This is a genomic window from Rhizobium sp. SVR5-2C (genome assembly GCF_056755115.1).
Genome location: NZ_JBNDHT010000242.1, coordinates 1 through 5,279, shown reverse-complemented (window position 1 = coordinate 5,279; position 5,279 = coordinate 1). Strand labels below are relative to the sequence as shown.

The 5,279-nt window shown below is 57.2% G+C and carries 7 protein-coding genes and 2 pseudogenes; 1 reads left to right on the top strand and 8 read right to left on the bottom strand.

What is annotated here, in order from left to right; all coding sequences use genetic code 11:
• Positions 1–152: transposase (locus tag ACPYOI_RS34785; RefSeq protein WP_481424056.1), on the bottom strand; the 152-nt coding region annotated here is incomplete at its 3' end.
• A 405-nt stretch (positions 153–557) separates the two neighbouring features.
• On the opposite strand from ACPYOI_RS34785, the gene ACPYOI_RS34780 reads away from it, so the two are divergent.
• Positions 558–722 (top strand): hypothetical protein, encoded by a 165-nt coding sequence (locus ACPYOI_RS34780; protein WP_481415506.1) that lies wholly within the window; start codon positions 558–560, stop codon positions 720–722.
• Between the two features lie 901 nt (positions 723–1,623).
• Here ACPYOI_RS34780 and ACPYOI_RS34775 read toward each other — a convergent pair.
• The 7 genes and pseudogenes from ACPYOI_RS34775 to ACPYOI_RS34745 form a co-directional block, all read right to left on the bottom strand.
• The gene (locus tag ACPYOI_RS34775; RefSeq protein WP_481415507.1) at positions 1,624–2,100 is read right to left on the bottom strand and encodes an Hsp20 family protein; all 477 of its coding nucleotides are present in this window, start codon (positions 2,098–2,100) and stop codon (positions 1,624–1,626) included.
• A gap of 154 nt (positions 2,101–2,254) precedes the next feature.
• Complete coding sequence (locus ACPYOI_RS34770) at positions 2,255–2,551, bottom strand: DUF982 domain-containing protein (protein WP_481424055.1); 297 nt, start codon at positions 2,549–2,551, stop codon at positions 2,255–2,257.
• Positions 2,552–2,656: 105 nt separating this feature from the next.
• Positions 2,657–2,944, bottom strand: coding sequence for an Asp-tRNA(Asn)/Glu-tRNA(Gln) amidotransferase subunit GatC (gatC, locus tag ACPYOI_RS34765; protein ID WP_481415509.1), 288 nt, complete (start codon positions 2,942–2,944; stop codon positions 2,657–2,659).
• A gap of 210 nt (positions 2,945–3,154) precedes the next feature.
• Positions 3,155–3,563 (bottom strand): annotated as a pseudogene (locus ACPYOI_RS34760) (thermonuclease family protein).
• A gap of 80 nt (positions 3,564–3,643) precedes the next feature.
• On the bottom strand, positions 3,644–3,991 hold the full coding sequence (locus ACPYOI_RS34755) for an outer membrane protein (protein ID WP_481424054.1): 348 nt from the start codon (positions 3,989–3,991) through the stop codon (positions 3,644–3,646).
• Positions 3,992–4,099: 108 nt separating this feature from the next.
• Positions 4,100–4,390, bottom strand: a pseudogene (locus ACPYOI_RS34750) (SPW repeat protein).
• A 395-nt stretch (positions 4,391–4,785) separates the two neighbouring features.
• Positions 4,786–5,277, bottom strand: coding sequence for an Hsp20/alpha crystallin family protein (locus ACPYOI_RS34745; protein WP_481424053.1), 492 nt, complete (start codon positions 5,275–5,277; stop codon positions 4,786–4,788).
• Positions 5,278–5,279: the final 2 nt, after the last annotated feature.

Below are 5,279 nucleotides of genomic sequence, written 5' to 3'. Positions count from 1 at the left end.
GAGACTTCCATACCGCCGTATTTGGCTTTCCAGTTGTAAAACGTCGCTTCCGAAATTCCGTGCTTGCGGCAGAGGTCCACCGCCTTCGCGCCAGCCTCCTGCTCCTTCAGCACCGCAATAATCTGCTCTTCCGTAAATCTCTGCTTCTTCATTCGTCCGTCCTTTAATAGGCCGGAACTCTAATCCATTTTGGAGGAAATTACCCGTGGCAGGTCACCGTATTCGCACGGGGCCGCAAATGGGGGCGGCGCACCAGAAGGGACGCAAGACCGTACCTGAATTTGTCGAAGGGTCTGTGCTCCATACTCCCAGAACCTCTGAAGTGCACTTTAGCGCTGGCTGGGAATGTTTGGTAGACATTTCTGAAAACCCTGCGGATATGCAACAGGGCGGTCGCCTGTGATTTGCTCGACACCAAATCGTCCTGAAGCTTCTGACGCCTCCGCTCGAGATCGTACGGAGGCTGCATCTTAACCTTTAAGTGATTGCACAGGAATAGACTGCAAGGCAACGCATGGGGTGCCTATGGACAGCAATCGACGCACAGAAAACGGACTTTGATCGGAGGCAAGATCCTGTTGAACGGCGGCGCAAGCGTTCTGGACTATATCGTCAAGGACATGTCCGATGGAGGGGCTCGGTTGGCTGTAGATGGAGCGCTCGCCGTTCCTCAAGAGTTCGACCTGAGACTGTCTGATGGGCGAAATTTCTACTGCGCGTGAAGTGGAGGCAAATCGCCTCTCCTGGAGTGAGCTTTACTACTATCTCAACGTGATAGGGCGATCGGAGCAGCGGCGCGGCGGTCAGGGGCTGGGCGATTGGGTCAAAGGCAAATGCGTCCGGAGCGCGTCGACCGTATCGAACGCCAGAGGCTCTCCGCGGGGCAGACAGGCCTGACGCAATAATACGCGGAAATACGACCAAGGGCTCGTCCAAAAGGGTCGGAGATAGCGAGCCCCTGGCCTCATGGCGGCCTCGGATATTGGGTAGGTGGCCGTCATTGTGCCGTGCTGGGGGCTGCAGCGCTTGAAACTAAAGCCCCGGGGAGCCTGCTCGTCAATAATCAATAATGGTTACCGATCGAAGGGCCCGCACCTGCGGAAGCTAGCCTTGCCGCGCCTCATAGCTCCCCTAGCCATTCAGCGCGGGATTGACCACGCGGCACCCGGAGAGGGGTGTCATCAGCCGGTTGAACAGGAGAAACTGCGACGCGGCCCAAGTGTGCAGAACAAGGCTGGTTCTGCAATGTTCCATAAGAAGCGGGTCGTTTAATGGGGACGGTGACCGCGCGTCACGATGAAGTGCGTCTTCGTTGATGGTGGTTACCAGCAAGATTGCCGCACGGTCTTCTCCTTGACCAAGTAAGTCGATCTCTGTTCCCGTTCGCAGCGTAAGAAAAAAGACCCCGCTGACTTGTGGAGAAGGTTGCGGGGTCAGCTCGCCGGAATTCGGCTGGATGCGCTGGCAGGGTGACTCCGGGCGCAATCCGGCAGAATAGCGCGCCGCACGGTCACTGCTTCATCTTCATTGGCTCAATTGCCGAAACCAGGCTCTCCATGAGCTAAAGACGCCAAAGGCACCGGGCGGGGCGCCCGATGCCCGTTAGACGTCTGATACTGGTTGTCAAACGACCTTCTCACCTTCGATCTGCTTAGTCTGATCGTTGCCAACGGCCAGGTCGCTCTTGATCTCGATACGACGCGGCTTCATTTCCTCCGGAACCTCGCGTTTGAGATCGACTGTCAAGAGACCGTCGTTCAGGTTTGCACCAACGATCTTGACGTGGTCTGCAAGCTCGAAGCGACGCTCGAAGCTCCGACCCGCCATGCCCCGGTGCAGGTACTCGCCGTCTTGGCCATTTTTCTTCTGGCCCGACACGATAAGCATGTTCTGTTCCCGGATCATCGTCAGTTCGTCCTGCGAAAAGCCCGCCACAGCCATTGCGATGCGGTAATCATCCCCGCCGGTCTTGACGATGTCATACGGGGGCCAGTTGTCGCCGGTCTCGATGCGGCTTGCCGCCTCAAGCGCGTCCAACATACGATCGAATCCGATGCTCGACCGGAACAGGGGCGAGAAATCGAAAGTGGTAGTTCTCATAGCCACATCCTCCTTTGAAGCAACATGGATACGAGAGCGCCAAGTCCAAGTCGTCCTCGACGCTCACTCAGCTTTGCCGGTCCGCCTTGGCATCCGGTATATTAGATGTAGTGATGGAATATTTGCCGTTCAAGACGTCCAGATGGCGCATAGCTTAGGTGCCGCCGATGGTGCGATTGGTGACACGCCTCATGAATGGTGGGATGTCCTCGAGTTCGGCGAGTTTCCCGTTTTTCTTCAAAAAGCGCCGAAAATTCTCGCGCACCGTCGACGTTGGACGTCTGCCACATGCTGCTTCTCTGCAAAGGTCGATTAAGGTCTGGTAGGTGGGGCTTCGCTTCTCAGGGGGCCACTCATCCAGGTAGTCGAACATGTCGTCAACTCCCGCTATTTCCTGAACGAAGTATTTCCGCTGCGCATAAATAGGGTGGTCAAACTTGTCGAGCGCCATTGCAACCTCCTTAACTTGGCGGGTTTGACGCATACAGATTTGGGCGACGGCTTTGTGCCTTTCAAGGGTTAATACATCCAGCAACGGAGCCGAAAGCGGGAGAGGTTATTCGACCACTTTAGGCACCAGGAAGAAATTCTGATCGGCGAGCGGCGCATTGGAAACGATATCGGCGGCCCTGTTGCCTTCCGTGACTTCGTCCGCGCGCATCTTTATTGCCATAGGCATAACCGAAGTCATCGCCTCGACGCTCTCAACGTCCACTTCCGAAAGCTGCTCGATGAAACCGAGAATACCGTTCAGCTCGCCAACCATGAGGTTTGCCTCTTCTTCCGAGAGGGCAATACGGGCAAGGTGCGCAACGCGCTTAATGGTGGCAAAGTCGACGGACATGGCATTTTACAAACCGTATGCTGGCTCAAAGTAGCCCCGCAGGAGCGGGCAGGTAAGAGTAAATAGTGACCGAGCGGCACCAGGATGAGAACTGCCAACCCGACATCACTGGCGACTGAGGTCGAGATATGGGAACCAACCCGCCATCAATGCGGCAACGGATTAACAAACGGCTCGGTGTTTAAACGGCATTAACTGAAATTTGGGCTGTTAGTGGCCAGCTTCAAGCATTGGTCTGCTGCCGTACGGTTGCAATCTCGTCAGGACTCTGGTGCACCAGTCGTTTCGATGCCCGGGCCGCCACTCTCGAGCAAAGCCGTCCTTGAGTAGCGTCTTGCCGATTTCTTCACCATTGGCCCGGTAGATATTCACCAGCGGCCGGTGAGAAGGTGTTGCGTCCACCGCTCCGCTCCATTCCACCCGCAAGCCTTTTTTAGCCAAAAGCTCTTTCAACCTTCCCTTGGCGATTAACGCCAGCCTCCGTTCCTTGATGCACTTCGCGTGCGACCCGATCTCCGGCGTGTCGATGCCCCGAGACGAACGGAACACCTTCCCCCAGCAATCGCATATTCTGACCACTCGGCAGGCACTTGACCGTATCGCCGTCGACAGCCGCCATTGAGGCGCAAACCAGCAGTTCGGTGACCACTATTGCGCTCCTCTATGCCTTGGCAGCCGCGACAGGTCATTCTTAGAATTTCAAGCCGATGCCCACCGTGAGCATGTGCTGGTCGAGATCAAGTCCACTGATCCGCCACCAAAAATTCCGGTGCCGAAGTCAGTGAAGCGATACTCCCCCCTGGCAAAGACATTGTTGGTGAACGCATAATCGACACCCGCCCCAACCGTGTACCCGCTAAGCGTATCGCTCGACGCGCCGCCAGGGGTATGTGCCTCGGCTCGCGCGGTCGTCCAACCCGCCGTGCCGTAAAACAAGGCTCGATCTAAAGCAAACCCCGACGCGACCTGGAACCGACCCTTGAGCGATGGTTTCAACGGAAGCGGGAACGCCGAAATCCTCTTCGTTCCAATTTCTATAGAGGTCACCCGCGAAACCGATCACGATGTTGTCCATCTGGAGCTTCCTTCCCCTCACGCGTGACGCGTGAAGGGTGCAAAAAGGACGGGCCGAAGGCCTCGACCGTTCTCAATTTCTTACACGGTCGACAGCGGATGGTTGTGGCTAAACAGATGCCGCCAGTGGCCAGGACTGCGACCACGATGCCGGCAATCACATGCGCCCACATTGCCGCTGTCACCACCGAGAAGCCAAGGACCCATGGCGCGACTGCCGACAATGACAATACCGACGATCCAGGCGTTCCAGGCGGCGTAGGGTTCGGCGGCGAAGCCGAGCAGCCATGGCGATAGCACTAGACCAAGACCGGCAACGATATTGAGGACATCGAAAGCCGCCCGGTTGTTCGAAGGCAGGGACCTCAGCATGGTTCATTTTTCCTCATCAGTGTTGCGCATTAATGGGCCGCCTCCTGCTGGCAGAAGACGGGTGCGGCGGCAGCAATTGAACCGCCGCTGCTGCGATGTCCGGTTGTCGGGGAAGAGGAGACGGAACAGGCACTGTTCCTACTGGTAGGTACGGCCCCAGCAGATCCAGCCTCGGTGCCGCACCTGTTTGGCGAGATACACGCAATGGCATTTTTTGGAGACCGGGAGCATTCGAGAGAAAGACTGCTTCGCCGGTTGTCGTTCGAGCCTTGGAAGCCGAAACAGGTGTGTTGTTTTCGTGGTGTGTCTAACAGTCTCTGTCATTTATCCCTCCCTGCTGGCGAAGCATCGAGACCGACGGCGGCCCATGGCCGCCCTCGGCGCTTTGATTGATATCAACTCTTGATGGCGATGCGCTTGACCTGCGACTGCGCCTTGTCGCTCTTCGGCAAGGTCACGGTCAGCACGCCGTTCTTGAAGCGAGCATCGACCTCATCTTCCTTGACTTCGAAACCGAGCGGGATGCGGCGCTCGAACCGGCCGTAATAACGCTCAGAGAAGTGCCGATCCTTGTCCTCGCTCTCTGAGCGCTTTTCGCCCTTCAGCGTTAGCACTCCGTCATTGAGCAGGACCTCAATGTCCTTCTCTGCAAGGCCGGGCACTTCGGCGGTCACCTTGATCTCCTTGTCGGTGTCGGAGATCTCGACGCTCGGCCAACCGGTACCGAATGCGGATGTCCGGGCAACGGATGGCAGGCTGGAGCCGAAGCCGCGGAAGACGTCGTCGAACAGCCGGTTTACGTCGCGATGCAGCGACAGGAAGGGATCACGGTCGTCGTCGCGCAGGACACTTGGAACCTGGTCACCGTTGTCGCGGCCCCAGGGAATCA